15 protein-coding genes are annotated in these 18,992 nt (G+C 45.4%); 8 read left to right on the forward strand and 7 right to left on the reverse strand.

Going from position 1 to position 18,992, the window contains the following annotated elements; all coding sequences use genetic code 11:
- The first annotated feature begins 94 nt into the window (after positions 1–94).
- The 4 genes from KJS58_RS03900 to gntK all read left to right on the forward strand — a co-directional run bounded on the left by KJS58_RS03900 (position 95) and on the right by gntK (position 4,918).
- Positions 95–1,354: an ABC transporter substrate-binding protein gene (locus KJS58_RS03900; protein WP_213530621.1), complete on the forward strand. Its 1,260-nt coding sequence runs from the start codon at positions 95–97 to the stop codon at positions 1,352–1,354.
- A gap of 64 nt (positions 1,355–1,418) precedes the next feature.
- Complete coding sequence (locus KJS58_RS03905) at positions 1,419–2,324, forward strand: carbohydrate ABC transporter permease (RefSeq protein ID WP_306433056.1); 906 nt, start codon at positions 1,419–1,421, stop codon at positions 2,322–2,324.
- Positions 2,325–2,339: 15 nt separating this feature from the next.
- Positions 2,340–3,167 carry a carbohydrate ABC transporter permease gene (locus tag KJS58_RS03910; RefSeq protein WP_213530625.1) on the forward strand — a complete coding sequence of 276 codons (828 nt, stop codon included), beginning with the start codon at positions 2,340–2,342 and terminating at the stop codon, positions 3,165–3,167.
- A 179-nt stretch (positions 3,168–3,346) separates the two neighbouring features.
- Positions 3,347–4,918, forward strand: a complete 1,572-nt coding sequence (gene gntK, locus KJS58_RS03915) for a gluconokinase (RefSeq protein WP_213530627.1) — start codon at positions 3,347–3,349, stop codon at positions 4,916–4,918.
- Positions 4,919–4,981: 63 nt separating this feature from the next.
- Here gntK and KJS58_RS03920 read toward each other — a convergent pair whose 3' ends face one another.
- The 7 genes from KJS58_RS03920 to KJS58_RS03950 form a co-directional block, all read right to left on the reverse strand.
- A complete protein-coding gene (locus tag KJS58_RS03920) occupies positions 4,982–6,571 on the reverse strand; it encodes an FAD-dependent oxidoreductase (RefSeq protein WP_213530629.1) in 1,590 nt (529 codons plus the stop codon).
- A 51-nt stretch (positions 6,572–6,622) separates the two neighbouring features.
- On the reverse strand, positions 6,623–7,453 hold the full coding sequence (locus KJS58_RS03925) for a MurR/RpiR family transcriptional regulator (protein ID WP_213530631.1): 831 nt from the start codon (positions 7,451–7,453) through the stop codon (positions 6,623–6,625).
- Entirely contained in the window at positions 7,440–8,144 is a 705-nt protein-coding gene (locus KJS58_RS03930) for an N-acetylmannosamine-6-phosphate 2-epimerase (protein WP_213530633.1), read from the reverse strand. Before KJS58_RS03930 ends, KJS58_RS03925 begins: the two co-directional genes overlap by 14 nt.
- A 67-nt stretch (positions 8,145–8,211) precedes the next feature.
- On the reverse strand, positions 8,212–9,726 hold the full coding sequence (locus tag KJS58_RS03935; RefSeq protein WP_249716879.1) for a DUF4127 family protein: 1,515 nt from the start codon (positions 9,724–9,726) through the stop codon (positions 8,212–8,214).
- 506 nt (positions 9,727–10,232) lie between these two features.
- Positions 10,233–11,078 carry a carbohydrate ABC transporter permease gene (locus tag KJS58_RS03940; protein ID WP_213530637.1) on the reverse strand — a complete coding sequence of 282 codons (846 nt, stop codon included), beginning with the start codon at positions 11,076–11,078 and terminating at the stop codon, positions 10,233–10,235.
- The gene (locus KJS58_RS03945) at positions 11,078–11,956 is read right to left on the reverse strand and encodes a carbohydrate ABC transporter permease (protein WP_236570505.1); all 879 of its coding nucleotides are present in this window, start codon (positions 11,954–11,956) and stop codon (positions 11,078–11,080) included. The genes KJS58_RS03940 and KJS58_RS03945 overlap by 1 nt, the downstream gene beginning before the upstream one ends.
- Before the next feature lie 97 nt (positions 11,957–12,053).
- On the reverse strand, positions 12,054–13,364 hold the full coding sequence (locus KJS58_RS03950; RefSeq protein WP_213530639.1) for an ABC transporter substrate-binding protein: 1,311 nt from the start codon (positions 13,362–13,364) through the stop codon (positions 12,054–12,056).
- 312 nt (positions 13,365–13,676) lie between these two features.
- On the opposite strand from KJS58_RS03950, the gene KJS58_RS03955 reads away from it, so the two are divergent.
- From KJS58_RS03955 to KJS58_RS03970, 4 genes are all read left to right on the forward strand, one after another.
- Positions 13,677–15,869: a YhgE/Pip domain-containing protein gene (locus KJS58_RS03955; protein WP_213530641.1), complete on the forward strand. Its 2,193-nt coding sequence runs from the start codon at positions 13,677–13,679 to the stop codon at positions 15,867–15,869.
- Positions 15,870–15,955: 86 nt separating this feature from the next.
- On the forward strand, positions 15,956–16,387 hold the full coding sequence (locus KJS58_RS03960; RefSeq protein WP_213530643.1) for a hypothetical protein: 432 nt from the start codon (positions 15,956–15,958) through the stop codon (positions 16,385–16,387).
- Positions 16,388–16,627: 240 nt separating this feature from the next.
- The gene (locus KJS58_RS03965; RefSeq protein ID WP_213531049.1) at positions 16,628–17,587 is read left to right on the forward strand and encodes an MraY family glycosyltransferase; all 960 of its coding nucleotides are present in this window, start codon (positions 16,628–16,630) and stop codon (positions 17,585–17,587) included.
- Between the two features lie 194 nt (positions 17,588–17,781).
- Positions 17,782–18,987, forward strand: coding sequence for a tetratricopeptide repeat protein (locus tag KJS58_RS03970; protein ID WP_213530645.1), 1,206 nt, complete (start codon positions 17,782–17,784; stop codon positions 18,985–18,987).
- The last annotated feature ends 5 nt before the right edge of the window (positions 18,988–18,992 follow it).

Genomic DNA, 18,992 nt, shown 5'->3' on the forward strand with positions numbered 1-18,992 from the left:
CAAATTAGGCACGCAGGAGGATACATATCATTTCATATAAAGCATAAGATGGTATTAAATCTAGTCTATTACCACCAAAGGGGGCATCTTCAAGATGAAACAGAGAACCTGGTCACTCGTTATCCTAATTGCGGTTCTTGTTATCAGCGGTTGCAGCTCTTCACCCACTGCAGATCCATTGTCATCCAACAAAAAGATAACGCTTACATTGTGGTATTGGAACCGTAGTATTGATGATCAACTGCTTCAAAAAGCAAAAGAACAGTTTCCCAACATTCATCTAGTGACCCAAAAGATTGGCGGTGACTTCAAGTCCAAATTAAAGACAACGATGGCAGCCAAGTCTGGCGAACCCGATATCGTTGCTCTAAATGACTGGATTATGGAGCTGTTCCCAAGCCAAGATCGTTTCTACGATCTTTATGAGTTTGGAGCCGCTGAAGTGAAGGACCAGTATCTAGACTGGAAATGGCAACAAGGGGTTACACCGGATGGTCAAATGATTGGCTTCCCAATGGATACCGGACCAACGGCTCTATTTTACCGAGAAGATTTATTTAAAGAAGCCGGGCTGCCAACCGATCCTGAAGAAGTGCATAAGCAGATGAGCACATGGGACGATTACAGGAAAGCAGGTCTAACCCTGAAGGAAGCATTCAACGGAAAGGTCTTTATGTATGACAATATTGAAAACGTATACAACGAGATCATCTCACAAAGTGATAAGAAATATTTTACTCCAGAAGGAGATTTTATAGGGGATTCGAATGAGACCATTCGTGAGGCTTGGGACATGTCAGTCGCTTTTCATAAGGACGGACTCATTGCAAATGCAGACCACTGGACACCCGAATGGAACGCCGGTGTGAACAAAGGGAAGATCGCTTCTTTCGTAGGCGCGGTGTGGATGAAACAGCCTCTCCAAGAAGCAGCTCCAGATACCGCAGGAAAGTGGCGGGTAACAAGAGCTCCAGGAGGAGACGGAAATGTAGGCGGCTCGTTCATGGCCATTCCAAAATCAAGCGAGCATCCTAAAGAAGCTTTTGAAGTCATTAAGTGGCTCCAGAACCCGGAGAACCAGCTGACGATGTTCAAAACAACCAACCTATTTCCATCCACCCCCAGCGCTTATGACAGTGCCACAATTCGGGAAGGTGAACCTTTCTTTGGAGGACAAGCGACAGGTGAAGTTTTTGCAGAATCAGCACGGAATGTCCAAATCTCCTTCTTCGGAGAACGGTATCCTGCCGTTCACGGGGTGATGACACGCTGGCTGAATAATATTGCGAATCTTGATCCAGCTACTGCCTTCGATGAAGCGATGCAGCGGGTAGAACGAGAACTGAAGCGATAAGCCCAAATGAAAAGGAGGTACCTTTATGCAGCAACCTGTAAAGCATAAACCTACACAAACCTATATGCCGGTCCCGCCAAAACGTCAGCTTGCTAAGGAAATCTGGAAGAACCGGGCCGTGTATACTGCCATCTCCCCTTTTTATCTCTTGTTCGCTGTCTTCGGTTTGTTTCCGATCGGATTCTCACTCTATCTTGCCTTTCATAAATGGGACGGCATTGGCGAGATGACATTTAACGGATTCAATAATTTCAGCTATATGCTGACCGACCCCGAGTTCTGGCAAGCCGTAGGCAATACCTTTATGATCTGGATTTACTCTACGATCCCCATGCTCTTCTATGCTCTAATTGTCGCTTTTTTACTCCATGCCCCTTTTGTCAGGTTCAAAACCTTTTTCCGAATTGGATTCTTTCTACCGAATGTTACCTCGATTGTAGCTGTATCTATTATTTTCGCTGCCTTATTCGCGAACAACTATGGGATTTTAAATTATGTAATGGGTGTATTCAATCTTCCTCTTGTTGCTTGGCTCGATGTGCCTTGGGGAATCAAGGCTGCACTTTCCTCTATGGTCATCTGGAGATGGACCGGATATAATGCCGTTATTTATCTTGCCGGGCTGCAGAGTATTCCAACTACCTTATATGAAGCTGCCAAAATCGACGGTGCTACGGGAATTCAATCTTTTTTCCGTATTACCATTCCGCTCCTTCGTCCCGTTATTCTCTTCACCGTCATCACTTCCACGATCGGGGGGATGCAGCTCTTTACCGAGCCGCAGATTCTACTTGGCAATAATGGCGGAACCGGCGGAGCAGGGATGACGATTGTCCTCTATCTGTACCGTGAATCATTTATCAATAATTACTTTGGTTACGGCGCAACGGTAGGCTGGGGAATGTTCCTGATTATTGCGCTGTTCTCATTCATTAACTGGAAAATTGTTCAAGGTCCATCATCCAAATAGAAGGAGTGAGGTTCCATGAAGCAGTCAAAGTTAACATCGTTTATTCTCTATCTTGGCTTAGCCATCGGACTTATGATCTCCATGTTTCCCTTCTATTGGCTTATTGTGATGTCGACCCGAACGACATCGGATATTTATCAATTCCCTCCAAAACTTTGGTTTGGCGGGGAACTGTGGAATAACATTTCGAGGGTCATGACACAGATTGACTTTTTGGGTGCCTTTTTAAATACCTTATTCGTGGCAACGGCGGTTACGGTACTCGTGCTTTTCTTCGATTCACTGGCTGGATTTGCCTTTGCTAAATATGAATTTCCGGGAAAAAAGATCCTGTTCGTTGTCCTGCTTACGACGATGATGGTTCCTTCACAGCTCTCTCTTGTTCCTTCCTTTGTCATTATGGCAGAGCTCGGCTGGGTCGGGACGTTCAAAGCCCTGATCATCCCTGGAATGGTCAATGCCTTCGGCATATTCTGGATCAGGCAGTATGCTGAAGGTTCGATTCCAAGCGAGCTGCTCGATGCCGGCCGCATGGATGGTGCAGGTTTCTTTCGAATCTACTTTAATGTAGCCCTGCCCATCTTGCGCCCCGCCTTCGCTTTTCTAGGAGCGTTCACTTTTATTGGAGTATGGAATGATTACCTGTGGCCGCTCATCGTTCTTACGGACGAGAAAAAATACACGCTTCAGATTGCCTTATCTCAGCTAAACGGGCTTTATAATACCGATTATTCCATGATTATTGCCGGTACACTGCTCGCCATTATACCTCTTATCATCATGTTCTTATTTGTAAGCAAGCAGTTTATATCCGACATTGCAGCGGGTGCTATTAAAGACTAGGCTGGATTTCCTTTTCCTCCATTATTTCTGCCTCATCTAAAAAGGGAGAAGATTAATGGGCAATAATAGAGGTTAATGCATGAGTATAGTTCTCAGGCTTTCATTCGCAAAAAAAGAACGCGGAAAGGGCCGCTGCAGCTGCGGTCTTTTCCTATTTTCCGAGGAAGAAGGTGTATTCAATGGGCAAAAGTCATGAGGCTTCCTATATGATCGGAGTCGATATGGGTACCACAAGCACCAAAGCTGTCCTGTTCCAGGAAGACGGAACGATTATTGCTGAAGCGAGTCAAGGCTATCCCTTACATACCGAAGGCGCAATAAAAGCGGAACAAGACCCTGATTTGATCGTCGAAGCGGTCGTTTATTCGATTCAGCAGGTAATGACGAGTAGTAAAACAACCGCTGATAAAATACAGTTTGTCTCCTTTAGCTCAGCCATGCACAGTGTGATTGCCATGGACCATTCCGGTAATCGACTTACGCCCGCTCTAACCTGGGCAGATAATCGCAGCGCTGCGTATGCAAAGCAGCTTCGGAAAGATACGACTGGACATGAACTGTATACAAGAACAGGTACACCGATTCATCCGATGTCACCACTCACCAAGATCATGTGGTTTACTCGGGAACAGCAAGACCTAATGCCTCAGATTCATAAATTCATATCAATTAAAGAATATGTATTCTATCAACTCTTTGGGGTTTATATCGTTGATCACTCCATCGCTTCCGCTACAGGGCTCCTTCGCATGGATACCCTGGACTGGGATGAAGAAGCACTGCGTGTTGCAGGAATCTCGGCTGATCATTTATCGGAGCTGGTTCCCACAACACACGTTATACAAGATCTCCATCCCTCCTATGCTGAGCAGATGCATCTTGCTCCATCGACTCCTTTTGTGGTAGGTGCGAGTGACGGTGTTTTATCTAATCTAGGCGTAGGGGCAATCGACCCCGGCGTTGTTGCCATTACCATCGGCACGAGCGGGGCCATACGCACCGTGGTTGATCGTCCTATTGCTGATCCGAAAGGCCGTTATTTCTGCTACGCGCTAACGGAGCAGAAATGGGTGATCGGCGGCCCGGTGAATAATGGAGGTGTGATTTTCCGCTGGATCCGTGATGAACTCGCTTCTTCCGAAGTGGAGACAGCAAAACGGCTTGGCGTAAATCCATATGAAGTTCTTGCTGATATTGCTGAGAAGGTTCCTGCCGGTTCAGATGGACTTCTGTTCCATCCTTATATGATGGGAGAAAGGGCGCCTCTATGGAACCCCGATGCCCGCGGTTCCTTTTTTGGCCTGACGTTACAGCACAAGAAAGAACATATGGTACGTGCTGCTCTCGAAGGAGTCCTGTTTAATCTGTACACCGTCATGCTCGCTATTGAAGAACAGATCGGAACACCGAAAACCATTCACGCAACCGGCGGTTTTGCTCGTACAGAATTATGGCGGCAGATGATGGCTAATATTTTTGATCAAAAAGTCATTTTTCCAGATAGCATTGAAAGTTCTTGCCTCGGTGCAGTGATTCTCGGGATGTACGCAACAGGGAACATCGACTCTCTTGATGTAGCAAAGGACATGATCGGGTCTACCTATCATCATGATCCTGAAGCAGAAGCGGTTTCCGTTTACCGCGAGCTGCTGCCTATCTTTATTCGGATTTCTCGCAAGTTTGAAGAAGAATATGCGGCAATCACTGCTTTTCAGATCAAAATGGAAGAGCGGCTTCCTAAAAACATATAACGCATAATAAAAGCATCCGAGTTCTCCCCGTTCTGAGTGGGAAAATCGGATGCTTTTTTTCATTTAATATAAAGAATCGTATACTTCATCAGGCCAGTGCAGTTCGACGCCCTGCTCCTGCAGCTGTTGCTGAAAGGAAGCTAGATGCTCTGCTGATTCGTACACCTGTTTTGGACGAATACCATGGGTCACGCTATAAGCAGCAAGGTACCCTGCTGCCTCGCCTATATTCCACTCCGTTGGATGCAGGCGGTAACATCCATTAGCAATCTGCGTCATTCCGATATTTTTACAGGCAGGAAGATAGTTAGACATCCGTATGGGAATGAAGGATCCCAGCGGAATTTCATAAGGATAGTTTGGTATGTAGAACGATCGCTGAGACTTTGTCGTAGGATGCAGATCCAGATGATAACTTCCTACGCCCACACTATCTGAATAACGCTTAATCCCCTGGTCGCCGCGCAGCTCTTTACTCACATCGTGCTCACTAATCGTATACAGGGCCTTAAGTCTTCTCGATTCCCTGATATACGCAGTCTTAGCCAGACCATCTTCCGTTCCAAGTACATCGCCTCGCAGCCTTACTCCCGGATAGCCTTTGCCTCCATCTAATCTGGGTGCTTCGGTCTGCAGCCAATATACGAGCGACCGTGTCAACTCTTTCGCTTGCTCCGCATGCACCCTCTTCTGCTCCGCTGTCACACCAATGACAGAAGCTAAGTAATAATCATTTTGTGCCCAGTTGAGTAAAGTAACTTCGCCAGACGGTAGTGGTTCACGCCATATGGATGGATCAACGATACGGCGGTAGGTCCACAGCGAAGGAATCCCCTGATCATTAGGGAACATCGTATACTGTTTCAGTTTAGCAGTATCCTTCACATCTGCGGTAAACCAGCTGAGGATAGGAATATCTCCGAAGAGTGGTGTATAACTTCTCCAGAATTCGTAATTCGCTGGGCGGGGGATCGTAAAGTTACCGCCTTCTACATACTCTACTGCTGCCACATGTGTAATGGACTGAATATCTTCCGGATCGGCTTCATCCAGCGCATGAGGTTCACCGGTCTGCTGGGCTGATTCACTGCCAATCAAATATTCTGTTCCTGTCATCGGCAATAGGTCGCCATTATCGGTTCCATCCAAAAAGTATTGCCCGGTCAGCCGATATTCTTCGCCGCTTTTTTCATTTCTTGCGCGTACGGAGATAATCTCTGGACCTTGCGTTTCTGCAGAAATAGCTGCCGTGTAATACAGAATTTGAATTTGCCTTGTATTCACATAAGGAGCGAGCATATCTTCCAGCACACGCAGTGCGACTTTGGGTTCATGTGCGATACGGCTTACCCATCCGTTACCCGGGTTTAATACGCTATTCGCCATCGCCTCTTCGGTGAGTGGATAATTATTTTTGTAATAAGCTCTGACGCGGTCCCGAAATTCGCGGTAACTTGCCGTACAGCCAAAAGATTCAATCCACCTGTGTTCATCCGGCGGCACTGCCTGTGTAGTAAGCTGACCTCCAATCCAGTCCGTTTCTTCCGTCATTACTACACGTTTTCCTGCTTTGGCTGCGGCCCTGGCTGCAGCCACTCCCCCAAGACTTGCTCCAATGATGACGATATCTGCTTCCATGAACGTAGTCTGCATCGTGCTTCCTCCATTCGAATGAAGTTAGTTACTCGGCTATGTGTTAATTTCTTAATAGCTTCGATCTATGACGGCTCTTGCCGTCTTTTCTTTCATCTGTTTTGTTAGCACAACATTACGGCGGGCCAAGCCTTCACAGATGAGATCAATGATGAATAATTGCGAAATTTTAGCCCCGATCGAACCGCCTTCAAGCGGCATCTCTTTACCGGCAGTAAGGAGCACAATATCTGCTATCGCTGTAATAGGTGATTTGGCATAATTCGTGATGGCTATCACTTTCGCTCCATTTTCTTTGGCTTTCATCAGCATATTATTGGTATCTATCGTACTTCCTGAAACACTGATCCCAAAAGCTACATCTCCTTCTGACATACTGACCGCCATCATCGCCTGAATATGACTATCCACTACAGCCTCTGATCTTCTTCCTATGCGAAGCAGCCGGTTTTTCGCATCCAGTGCCGTAATTCCCGAAGCTCCCACTCCGAAAAATTGTACATGTCTCGCTTCATCAATCCATTCAATGGCCTGCATTAGATTCTCTTTTGCAAGCAGACTCATGCTCGATTTCAGAATATTCACATTTGTCTCAAAGATCATTTTTACAAAATCACCATGATTCTCATCTTCATCCTGACCATCTATCTTTCTCACTCCAACGTTCTGGGCAAGTGATAATTTAAAGTCTTGGTATCCGTTAAAACCAATCTTTCTGCAAAAACGCATAACGGTGGTCTCCCCAACACCCGCAAAATCAGCAAGTTCAGTGACCGAGTAATACATCAGATCATCGGTATTCGCCAGAACGCTTTCTGCTACTTTTTGCTCTGACTTGGTGAGGGAAGGAAAATACGTATGAATCCGATCATTCATTTCCATCGAGTAGGATCACTGCCTTCCGTGCAGCATCGGCAAACCGTTTGGTTATCAGCTGTGGTCTAGAGATGGCCGAGCCGACCACCACGGCATATGCTCCAAGCCGAAGGACCTCTTCTACCTGTGAAGGTTCTTGAATCCTGCCTTCGGCAATGACAGGTATAGTTAGCTTTTGGACAGCTTCTTTTACAAGTTCCAGATCCGGTCCTTGTAGATTCGGAGAGTACGGTGTATATCCAGAGAGTGTCGTCGACACGCAGGTAACCCGGAGAGAAGCTGCATACTCCCCCTCCTCCAGTGTCGATATGTCTGCCATGATCGGTATATTCAGCGAACGCATATAATCTACCATTGTCTCGAGTGTCATCCCGCCAGGTCTTTTGCGCCGAGTGGCATCAATGGCAATCATATCTGCTCCTGCTTCGACCAGTTCATCAACTTCTTTGGGGGTAGGAGTGATATATACTTCTGAATCAGCGTAATCTCGTTTCACAATTCCTATGACAGGCAACTTACCAACTTGTTTAATCGCTTTCACATCTTCGGCACTGTTCGCACGAATGGCAATAGCTCCTCCTTCTTCCGCTGCTTTTGCCATCTTCGCCATCGTATCTGAACCGAACAGAGGCTCTCCGGGCAAAGCTTGGCACGAGGCAATGAGTCCCTTACGAATCTGCTTCATAATGAGTTCCATCGTTGATGCACCTTCTTTCCTTCATCCTTCTCCTAAGTACGAAAGCTATCTATCTGTATCCATTTATCTAATCCCTCGTATATTTCACTTTCAAACCGACTTCAAATGTACGATTCCATGGCATATAGCAATCCGTAATCGTCACCTTTCCATCTGATCCATTTATCTTCTCTTCTATTACTTCTGTTAATCTCGCTCTTACATAATTCGCAACTTCACCGCGAGGCCCATCCAGCAGAAACTTGTTATATCCCATCTGATCCACGAGACCTGCATTCAGCTCTTTACGCACGACAGCGCAGTAGCCCGCATCCTCAGCATATCGAAGCGACAGAAAATCGAGATGTTCCTGCGTACGTCCATAATGGGTGTATAGGAGAGCCTGGGATATCACGGTCCCGAGTGAATTTGAACTTGTGTTCCAAGCGGCGTATCCTGCCAGCTGAAACAACATTCCTTTTTGACGCAGCATCTTTACAAGTTTTAGATCTGCCCCGTTGGCATATCCTACATCGGCAACGGCTACCGCCTTTCCCTGCTTCAGCAGGTAACTCCCATACTCCACAAGCTCCATCAAATTCCGGTACACGTCATAACTGAAAAAAGGATGTTCCTGCGAAACAGCTTCCATCATGGTTTCTCCAGGTGTGCTTGCCAGTAAGATGAGGTCAGCTTCGGCTGCACTCGAAGCAATCAGTGCTCCTGCAGCAGTAATCTGGTATTTCAGTGTTTCATAGAAAAAACGATCCTCATAAACCGGGGTCACAAAAGCCCCTTGAATGGAAGAAAGCCTTGGATATACAAGCGGCTGTACCCCTTTCCACTCGTTAATCAGCCTCGCCATCAGCGTGCATCCCACTTCATCGGCTCCCGGATACATATAAGCTTTTAGTTCCAGATCCAGTTCTCCAATTCGCTGCCTTGCTACCTGCTGGTCCTTTGCCGTATAACCATACGGAGCGGAGTCGTCCTGCGGAAAAATCAGAAACTCAATCGTCCCGTCTTTTACAAGCTCCAGCACAGCTTTGTTCGCTTCCATATTGATTTTTCTTCGGCCCAGATAATCATTCAGCACGTCATTCGGTAAGCGGCTGTTTATATCGCTCAGTTCCTCCCGTTCTTCTGGCGTTGCGATATTCAGCTCTTTCCGGTGATCAATGTATCCCTTTCGAAAAATTTCACGGCCCCAGTCGGCATAATAGTCCGGTTCTTCATCTGCGATCGAATACTGCGGACAACGCATGATCAGCTGAAAAGCCAGCAGTTTCAGTTCAGGACGCTTCTCTTTTATTTTTCGCAAGCGGTTCAGCCGGTCGAGTAATACGGTTTCACTAAAATAGTGCAGCCTAGAAGGGATGATCCCTCCGTACAGCAATGTATCCAGCGCAATAACCGCTCCATCTGCGGTTTCTATTTTCTCTTCGAGCCATGTCCACAGCTGTTCCCAGTCTCCCGGTGTTTTCTTCTGTCCCATCATGGACAAAGGGGGCCGATCGATCTTATGCTCGGTTCCTTGGACAAGCATGTACGGGAATTCATAGTTACATGGTCTTTCGTCTAATGGGATAAAGGTGATTTGCATATGATCGCTCCTGTTCTGGTAGCTCATCGCTCATATTCTGACTTCTTCGGGCGCTCCTGTTCTGACTTCTTCGCTCCGACTTGTTTTGAATGCGTAGTGTTTCTAAGTAGAGGAATCACTGCATTCAAAGCCAAAAGTCGCTCAGAATCCAGAACACTCGCTCTGCAAGGGGGACTGGGTGGCGGGTCGTTTCACTCCACCCTTACCTCAATATTAGTTAGTTTGATGCCTTTGGCATAAGTCAGCCTACAATCCTTTTGGCTGACGATGGGGAATTTTTCAGCTTTTGGCGTGTGTCCAGCTGCTTCCATCATCAAGCTAAAGTAGAGCAAAACCTCTGCAGCCTTCGGCGTTTGTCTGTCCGTTTCACATATACAGATAAGGTAGAGCAAAACCTTTATAGCCTTCGGCGCTTGTCTGCCGTTTCTACATAAGGCAGATGAGGTAGGGCAAAACCTCTGTAGCCTTCGGCGTGTCGCTTGCCGCTTCCATCGGCAAAAGAAAACTTATCCTTTTACGGCTCCGGCGATGCCTTCCATGTAGTAACGCTGTGTGAAGAGGAAAACTAGGATGATAGGGATAACAGAAATCATGGTTCCGGCGGCGATCCAGCCGAAGTTATAAGAGAATTGTCCATTTAGGTAGGTAAGTGCAGAAGACAGCGGATACTTATTTGTATCCTCAAGAATAACGATTGGCCACAGGAAGCTATTCCAGAATGACATCACTTCAAGCAGCGCAATAACCGCAATCCCCGGCTTCACCAGGGGTAAAATGAGCTGCCACCAAATTCGGAATTCTGACGCGCCGTCCATCTTCCCTGAATCTCTCACATCGATTGGGATTCCAATGAAAGTCTGACGCATCAGGAATATATTAAATACGGAAACGGCTGCGGGCAGCACTACACCCAAATACGTATTCATTAAATGCAATTCTTGTATCGTCAAATAGTGCACGATCATTGCGGTGGATGAAGGAATGATCATGGTAGCAATCATCGTCACAAACACGAAGTTTCTGCCCTTAAAACGGAACACCGCAAGCGGGTATCCGGTCATACAAGCTAGTACAATATTAAATACCACGCCAAGTGCGGTAATAATGACGGTATTCAGGATGTATCTCGGAAAGTTAAGGAACGCCCATACCTGCACGTAGTTATCAAAATCAATAAACGTTGGAAAGATGGCAGGTGGTGTAGCAAACACATTTCTGCCCGGCATTAAGGAAACGCTAAGCAGCCACAGGAAAGGTCCCATCATAAAGATGGCCAGCAGAATCAAAAAGAAATAGGTAACCGCCATATTGGTAATCTTGCGCACGTTTTTTGCTCTTCTCGTCGTTTCCATCAGTAAGGATTGACACCGCCTTTCTGATTGAACTTAAATACGAGCACGCTTAGCCCGCCGATCAGCACGCTGACGATTAGTCCAAGCGCAGAGGCATAACCGAAGTTAAATTGGTTAATCCCTTTTTCAAAAATATACACACTCGATACGAGTGTTGACGTTCCGGGTCCACCTTTTGTCAGAATATATACTTCGTCAAAGACCCGCACTGCACCCATGACAGAAATCAGGGAACAGAAGAAAATATGAGGACGCAGCAGCGGAAGGGTAATACTCCAAATCAGCTGAAGTCGGTTCGCACCATCCACCCTTGCTGCCTCGTACAGATCATTCGGAATCCCCTGCAGACCTGCTAAATAAAGCATCATATAATATCCAAGCGCCTTCCACATGGTGATGAACATCAGCGTCGCTAGTGCTGTTTCACTTGATGACAACCAAGAGATTTGCTCACTAATAATTCCTACTTTCATAAGCAGGTAGTTCACTACCCCGTTATTACTTAGGAGCCAGCTCCAGATCAGCGCCACAGCCACCATCGAAGTAACAACAGGAATATAGAACGCGGCACGAAACAGCTTAATTCCCGGAATGCGACTATTCACCAGGATAGCCATCAGGATGGAGAAAATCTGAATGAACGGCACTACGATAACATACAGCAGTGAGTTCCATAGCGAGATCGTGAAGTTCTTATCTAGAAAAGCATTTTTAAAATTAGTCAGCCCGACATATTTGGTCTCTGCGATGACAGAATAGTTCGTTAGTGATAACGGAATTCCGTAAAGAATCGGCCAAAATACGAATACGGCGATAATGATCAGCCCCGGGGTCATGAAAGCCCAGGCGGCAAAAGACTCGGAGCGAATCCATCTCACTTTACATTCCTCCTCATAAACAGCAGGAGGCAAGAACAAGTCCTGCCTCACTTTTTGGTTTATCTGTTAGAGCTGAATCTATTTTCATATCTCATCACTATTGTTTCAAAATATTATTGACCTCGGTTTCCATCGACTTAAGGGTGGCTTGAATCTCTTTCCCATTTAGCAGCATATCTTGTAATCCGCGGGCTAGAGCAGAGTTAATGTCCGATGCATTCGGCACACCTACCATGTGATCCGTTGCTTTATCGAGACTTTGACTCGAAGCAAGTTTTGCTTCTGCTTCAAGCGAACCATCGGATTCCGTAAAGAATGGATCTTCTACTGATTTTTTAGTCGATGGCAGTGTATTTGCCTCTTTAGAGAAAGCAGTTTGGTTCTCTGCATTGGTAATGAATTTAGCGAACTCTGCTGCTTCTTTTGGATGCTTAGATTTACTAGGTACAACAAGGTCCATGGAATTTGATAAACGAAGCCCTGCTTTTCCAGTTGGAAGAGATACGGCTACTGTATTCTCGTAAATTTCTGGAGCGGATGTCTTAATAAAGTTGATAAATGTTGGTCCTGCGAGTACAAAAGCCGTCTGCTCTGCAGAATAGAACTGTACCTGCTTCCCAAGATCGGAGTCTTCTTTAACGATGAGTCCTTCCTCCATCAGTTTCTTGAGGTTCTCTACTGTAGCTGCCATCTCCGGTGTGTTAAAAGCAGCGGCGGATTTATCTTCATTAAGAATCGGGATACCATCAATGGTCAGCAGTTTCGTAACCAGATTTAAGGCATATCCCATTTTGCCTGTCTTTTCTTTTACCGTACGAGCCCAGTCTGCAAGCTCTTCTCGCGTTTGAGGCGGGCTTGCTGGATCAAGTCCGGCAGCTTCCACTATTTTTTTGTTCATAAAAAGAACTTCCGTGCCTGTGTACCACGGCAATGCATATGCTTTATCTCCAAGAACGGTTGAATCGAAAATTCCATCAAAATATTCGGCTTTTTCTTCGGCGGTGAGGTATTCATTTAGATCAACCAGAGCTCCTTTGGTGCCCATCTGGTTGGCAAATTCCGTATTGAGGTTTACAACGTCGGGGCTTGTGTTACTTGCACTGCTCGTGAGCAGCTTCTGTGTAATTGCATCATAGGGGTAATCCTGCCATTCGATTGTGACATTCTCATGGGCAGCTTCGTACTCGGTAATGAGCTTGTTGAAATAATCGTTAAACTTGGGCTGCAGTGCAATCGTCCAGAACTTCAGTGTAACGGGTTCACTGCTTACTTCCCCTTTTCCCGGATCAGCCGGTTTCGGATCAGCCGGTTCTGCCGTACCTCCTCCACCTGAACAAGCACTAATAAACATAGCTAACAGTAAAACGGTAAGGCAGGTTAGCTTCATCCCTTTTCTGTTTCTTCTCATTCCTTTTCCCCCTTTAGCTTTGGAAAATGTCATTTTTGAAGAGAACAATATGATGTGAGAATCCCGGAAGTTTTTTTACTTCTAATTCCCTTTGTGGGAGATTATAGCAAAACAATCCTAATAAAAAAAGGTTTTTCCACTATTTTTATAAAAAGCGGAATATTTTTTCTTTTTAGACTAACACCCCTGTTTTACTTGGTTTATCTTCATATGAGCCGCTTGTCTCTTCCCTTCTTAAGCCTTCTGCATATTCTAATAAATCATTTGGAAGACTAGATATCATACTTAGACTCCCGGAGGAAACCGCTGAACATGAAGAAAATATTCTCTATATACACTCAAGATTTACACCGCATTGTTCACAATTGGCCTGCCCTGGTCATTATTCTAGGTCTCGTTATCCTTCCTTCTCTCTATGCTTGGTTTAACATTGAATCTTCTTGGGACCCCTACAGCAATACCGGTGGAATTAAAGTGGCTGTCGTAAGCAAGGATGAAGGAACAGAGCTCCTAGGCAAATCCATAAATGCAGGGCAAGAAATCATAGATACACTACATACGAATAACAAAATTGGCTGGGTTTTTACGAGTGAAGAAGAAGCTTTATCCGGGGTGAAAAAAGGGCGCTATTACGCCAGCATTATCATTCCTGCAGATTTTTCTGCCGGACTTGCTACTGCACTTTCGGATAACCCCTCGGAGCCGGAACTCGAGTATTATGTAAACGAAAAAATAAATGCCGTTGCACCCAAAATCACTTCTTCGGGTGCTACGAGTATCGTGAGCGAGATTAGCAGTAATTTTGTGAAAACGGCAAATGGCGTGATCTTCAAAGCATTTAACGAAATAGGGGTGAAGCTGGAAGAGGAGCTCCCTTCCATTGAAAAGTTAAAAGCCCTTGTTTATCGTTTTGAAGATATGGTACCTGATCTGGTAAAGGCAGCAGATACAGCAACTCAAGATGTAGCTGATCTTAAAAAGATGGTGGAACAGGTAAAAGAAATTCTGCCATCCATGGAGCAAACCGCAAATCAGGCTTCTGAATTCTCGGCTAAACTTGCGGACGTGCTGCCTAAAGTACAAGATACCCTAGAATCTGTATCACCGCTCATCAAACAAGACGTCACTCTTATTAACCAGGCAGCCAGTTCTGCCCTCACCGCACTTGAAGCTATTCAAAATGCGGCGCTCACCCCAGAAGAGATTACCGAGCGCCTTGATCATCTTGAGCCGAAGCTTACTTCGCTTCTCCAGTTGACCGAAGATGCAAGAGGATGGATAGAAGCGATTCAGAACTTTTTGCCGGAACAGGTGTATACCAATTTTATTTCAAAGCTCTCATCATTGTCTGACAGATTAACAGCACAGCTGAATGCGATAAATAGTATCCGCGGTGCGCTTGAAGAGGGACAAGATCCATCTGAACTGCTGGACAGTCTATATAACGCAGCGCAAGAAACAGCTTCCATCAGTGAAAATATACTCCTTCGGTATGACAGTGAAATTGCTCCTGCTGTGAAGACGGCGGTGGAGAAAGCAGCCGATACTGCCCAAAAAGCTAATCAAACGCTGCAGACAGCGGTAACAGCTTTGCCTCGTATTAAAGAAATCATAGCAGACGCTGAAAAGGGCCTGATTGCAGGGGGAGAGGCTTTGACGAAGGTCAAATCTGAACTGCCCGAGGTCCAGAAAAAAATAACTGAAATCGCTAATAGTATTCGTGAGTTTGACCGTACCGGCAATCTGCAAGAAATTATTGATTTATTGCAGATTGATTTTCAGAAAGAGAGCAGTTTTTTTGCCTCTCCCGTATCTTTAGTAGAACATAAACTCTATCCCATTCCGAATTACGGATCAGCCATGTCTCCCTTTTTTAGTACCTTATCTCTGTGGGTGGGAGCACTGCTGCTTGTCTCTCTGCTGTCAGTGGAAGTACATGAACCTTCCCACTCAGAAAAAGAGGAGGGTCACTCTAGTAATCACCAGGTAAAATCCTCTTATCAACCTTATCAAGTGTACTTTGGCCGCTACCTGACTTTTATGACACTGGCACTGTTGCAGTCGCTGGTAGTTACACTTGGCGATATCTTTTTACTGCACGCCTATGTGCATGACCCTGTATATTTTGTATGGTTTGGAATGCTGATCAGCAGCGTATTCATGATCATTGTATATACACTCGTCTCCGTCTTTGGCAATGTAGGTAAGGCAATAGCTATCGTCCTGCTTGTCTTGCAGCTTGGCGGAGCAGGCGGTACATTTCCTATTGAAGTGACCCCTTTCTTTTTTCAGCTGATTCATCCGTTCCTTCCTTTTACGTATGGCATCAGCCTCATGAGAGAAGCGACCGGGGGCATTTTATGGGAAGTGATCACAAGAGATATTGTAGTTCTTCTGCTCATGGCTGGACTCTTTATGCTGCTTGGTGTGTTACTCAAGAAACCGATCAATCAATTGTCAGAACCACTCGTTAAAAAAGCGAGAAAAAGCAACATCATTCATTGATATTTGACAGCCCAATCAGTTCACAATTCCCCAACATTCTCCCTCTGTTCTGCGCTATAATGGTGAGTAAGAACGGAGGGAAATTTATGAAAAAGAAGATCCTTACTACCTTAATAGTTATTCTTATTCTTGCTGCTGGCGGCATAGCAAGCAAGATGTTGAGTGCTCAAGCAATTATTACTCCCGCTGAGGTCGTAAGCGCTTTAGAGAGCAAAGATATTCAATTGCTGCCGGCAAGTGAGAGCACTGATAAACCGCTTTTAAATCACGTTCCTGCAGTTCAATATATTCTGCAACCTGAAAATGCTACAGGTCAGCCCGAAGCTTTATCTATCTTCACTTATGCATCCGCAGATGCTTTGCAAGATGCAGTAACCGAGCTAGAGCAGCAAATCGATTATTTAGATGATGCTCCTGCTGTATATGAACATAAGAACGCACTGATTCTGCACTGGAAAGGCGATTCCCCTTCTGATTCTCTAAATAAGATTCTAGAAGAAGCTCTTTTAGATCTGTAATTGATCTGTAATATTGATCTCTGTAATAGTGACGTTAGTAAACGTCATTTTAAGCTATAGATAACTTCTGCCTTAGAAGATGCAGGTAAGGTTAAGTCTATAAAGTGGATGTTGTCCTCGCATATAAACTGCGATTCCTTTCTCGGGATTTGCAGTTTTTTGTTATAAAAAGATCGACAAATTACAAACCTATATTTAATATAAATGTATAATATAGAAGAAAGTGGTGAATTCCTCATTATGCTTTATGCAGGAGCCCTTATACTATCCATAGCTATCGTTGTCTTTCTAATTCCCCCGCTCGGGCGTCTGGCCCTTCGAATCGATTTTGTAGACAAGCCCCGGGAAGATGAAGAACGTAAATTACATAAGAAACCGATTCCTTTAACGGCAAGTTATGCGATTTTCATCGGTTTTTTCATTACATATCTTCTGTTTTCAGGAGAATATACTTGGCAGACAGGGGCTTTATTTTTAGGCGGATTACTGCTTCTCATCATTGGCACCGTGGATGACTGGTTTAAGACTAAGGGAAAAGATTTCCCTGCTCTGCCCAAAATGGTAGTTCAGATGTCTGCTGCTGTCATTGCCTACTTTGCTGGGATTCGCTTCAGCGGTTTCTATAACCCGTTCAGTGAAGAATATATTTCTCTTCCTGTCTGGCTGCAGTTTACCCTCACGATTCTCTGGATTTTCGGTGTAACAACAGTAATTAACTTCTCGGATGGAATGGATGGTCTAGCTGGAGGGTTGTCGGCTATTTCGGGAACAACTTTGTTTATTGTCGCACTGACCATGGGACAAGGGAATTCTGCCATGCTGGCTATTGTACTCGTGGGTGTGACCATCGGATATCTCAAGTTCAACAAACCGCCTGCAAGAGTCTTTATGGGAGATGCAGGAGCTACGTTTCTCGGTTTCATTCTGGCGGTCATTGCCCTGGATGGTGCTTTCAAGCAGGCGACCGTATTATCGATTCTCATTCCGATCCTGGCGCTTGGTGTTCCTATTTTCGACAACCTATTTGTTGTAATTAAAAGATTTCTTGACGGCAAAGCCATCTATCAGGCAGATGCCAGCCAAGCCCACTATAGACTGCTTCGTGCCGGACTGTCTCATAAACAGGTAGTTGCTGTCCTATGCCTTGTCAGCGTCTGCTTATGTTTGTCTTCCATCATTCTTATGCTCGTTCAAATGTAAATTCTCGTCTATGTAAGCAGGGCCGACAGGTCCTGCTTTTTTGCGTTAAGCAATAATTAAAAAGAACGTGATAGCATTTGCAATAACTTCTACAGAAGCAATAACTTTTACAGACCCTAAAAACATGTTCTGAGGTAACTGCCCATATACTATAGAGCTCATGCTAACATCCGCATCAAGAAAGGAGCTGTGCGATGCTCTCTTCTTCCATTGTTGTATTTCCTCCGCGTGAACCAGACCCCTTGCTTACCAAACTCTTATCTGTGCTGTGTGAGGAATATGATGTCTATTATCTGTCTGAACCTAAACTTCAAGAAGGAGAACAGGTAAAAAACGAAGCATGTTTACGTTTAGCCGAGCTCCCGTCAAGTGTGCTTTTACTCACGCCCTCCGAACTTCATACCGTCTGTACAGAAGATACCCTTGCTATTGTTGCTCATCCGTACTGGCTGCATGTCGCTGCTTCCCAAACAGAAGCGCAGCTCATTATGCTCCAATTCGAAGATGAAGAAGACGCAAGCAGTCTATTCAGTACTTGTACAGAACAACTTCGGGCCATATCTTCGCTATTCTGTTCCCGTTCCGAGATGAAGTGTCTGGATGCGACTTTTCGAGGGACCCCAGCTCTATTTCTGGATGAGGAACAAGAGAGCCTAAACCTGGACCTTTTTATACATGCCATCCATGAAATCGTGGAGGATGTTCCTTTCTCTGCCCATGAGATTCAGTGGACTAAGCGTAAAGCGCACTACCGTGCTATGAGAGAACAGAACGGACCTCATGAGACATTTTCATTTCTTTTAGCTGTATATCACTACTTATTAGGAGAACAAGAAGCACTGCACTATGGAGAGGAAGCCTTTCTGCAGGCAGTGATAAGCGGTCATCATCAATCTCTGATTTCCCATTACCGGTTTCTGTCCGCGATTCATGCAAAGCTAGGCAACCTGCAAACTGCAGCTAGTATATACGGAATTACGGCCTTTGGTGAAACCGAGGCAAGACAATATGAGAACATCCTATCCCTTCTGGCTCAAGATCAGGAGTCCCTTGCGCGCGCGGAATTACTTCGGCTGAATGATGACTATGGAACGGCCATTTCTCTCATCAAGCAGCTGCCTGCCGATCATCGTGTTCGTCACCTGCTGTTTCATATGTACCGAGAAACAGGACAATTGGAACTTGCTCTATCACAGGTTCACTCCTCTGACTTGCTCGCAGCAGAAGACCGATATCTGTTTCGCCTGTTGTGCGGCAATGTGGAAGCAATGCGCGGAGAACGACACGCAGCCATTCGCCTATTTCTAGAGGCAGCTGCCGAGAAGGAAGAAGCTCTTGTCCATATCGCTGCTCTGGAGGTACTGGATGATAAGGTTCATAATTTATTGAAAGGGAGCTGATTTTA

The sequence above is a fragment of the Paenibacillus sp. J45TS6 genome (assembly GCF_018403285.1).
Taxonomy (GTDB): Bacteria; Bacillota; Bacilli; order Paenibacillales; family Paenibacillaceae; genus Paenibacillus.

Bases quoted from the DNA above. Each gene is read 5' to 3' on its own strand.
- KJS58_RS03900 (WP_213530621.1), top strand. From the start codon at position 95: ATGAAACAGAGAACCTGGTCACTCGTTATCCTAATTGCGGTTCTTGTT.
- KJS58_RS03905 (WP_306433056.1), top strand. From the start codon at position 1,419: ATGCCGGTCCCGCCAAAACGTCAGCTTGCTAAGGAAATCTGGAAGAAC.
- KJS58_RS03910 (WP_213530625.1), top strand. From the start codon at position 2,340: ATGAAGCAGTCAAAGTTAACATCGTTTATTCTCTATCTTGGCTTAGCC.
- gntK (WP_213530627.1), top strand. From the start codon at position 3,347: ATGGGCAAAAGTCATGAGGCTTCCTATATGATCGGAGTCGATATGGGT.
- KJS58_RS03920 (WP_213530629.1), bottom strand. From the start codon at position 6,571: ATGCAGACTACGTTCATGGAAGCAGATATCGTCATCATTGGAGCAAGT.
- KJS58_RS03925 (WP_213530631.1), bottom strand. From the start codon at position 7,453: ATGGAAATGAATGATCGGATTCATACGTATTTTCCTTCCCTCACCAAG.
- KJS58_RS03930 (WP_213530633.1), bottom strand. From the start codon at position 8,144: ATGGAACTCATTATGAAGCAGATTCGTAAGGGACTCATTGCCTCGTGC.
- KJS58_RS03935 (WP_249716879.1), bottom strand. From the start codon at position 9,726: ATGCAAATCACCTTTATCCCATTAGACGAAAGACCATGTAACTATGAA.
- KJS58_RS03940 (WP_213530637.1), bottom strand. From the start codon at position 11,078: ATGGAAACGACGAGAAGAGCAAAAAACGTGCGCAAGATTACCAATATG.
- KJS58_RS03950 (WP_213530639.1), bottom strand. From the start codon at position 13,364: ATGAGAAGAAACAGAAAAGGGATGAAGCTAACCTGCCTTACCGTTTTA.
- KJS58_RS03955 (WP_213530641.1), top strand. From the start codon at position 13,677: ATGAAGAAAATATTCTCTATATACACTCAAGATTTACACCGCATTGTT.
- KJS58_RS03960 (WP_213530643.1), top strand. From the start codon at position 15,956: ATGAAAAAGAAGATCCTTACTACCTTAATAGTTATTCTTATTCTTGCT.
- KJS58_RS03965 (WP_213531049.1), top strand. From the start codon at position 16,628: ATGCTTTATGCAGGAGCCCTTATACTATCCATAGCTATCGTTGTCTTT.
- KJS58_RS03970 (WP_213530645.1), top strand. From the start codon at position 17,782: ATGCTCTCTTCTTCCATTGTTGTATTTCCTCCGCGTGAACCAGACCCC.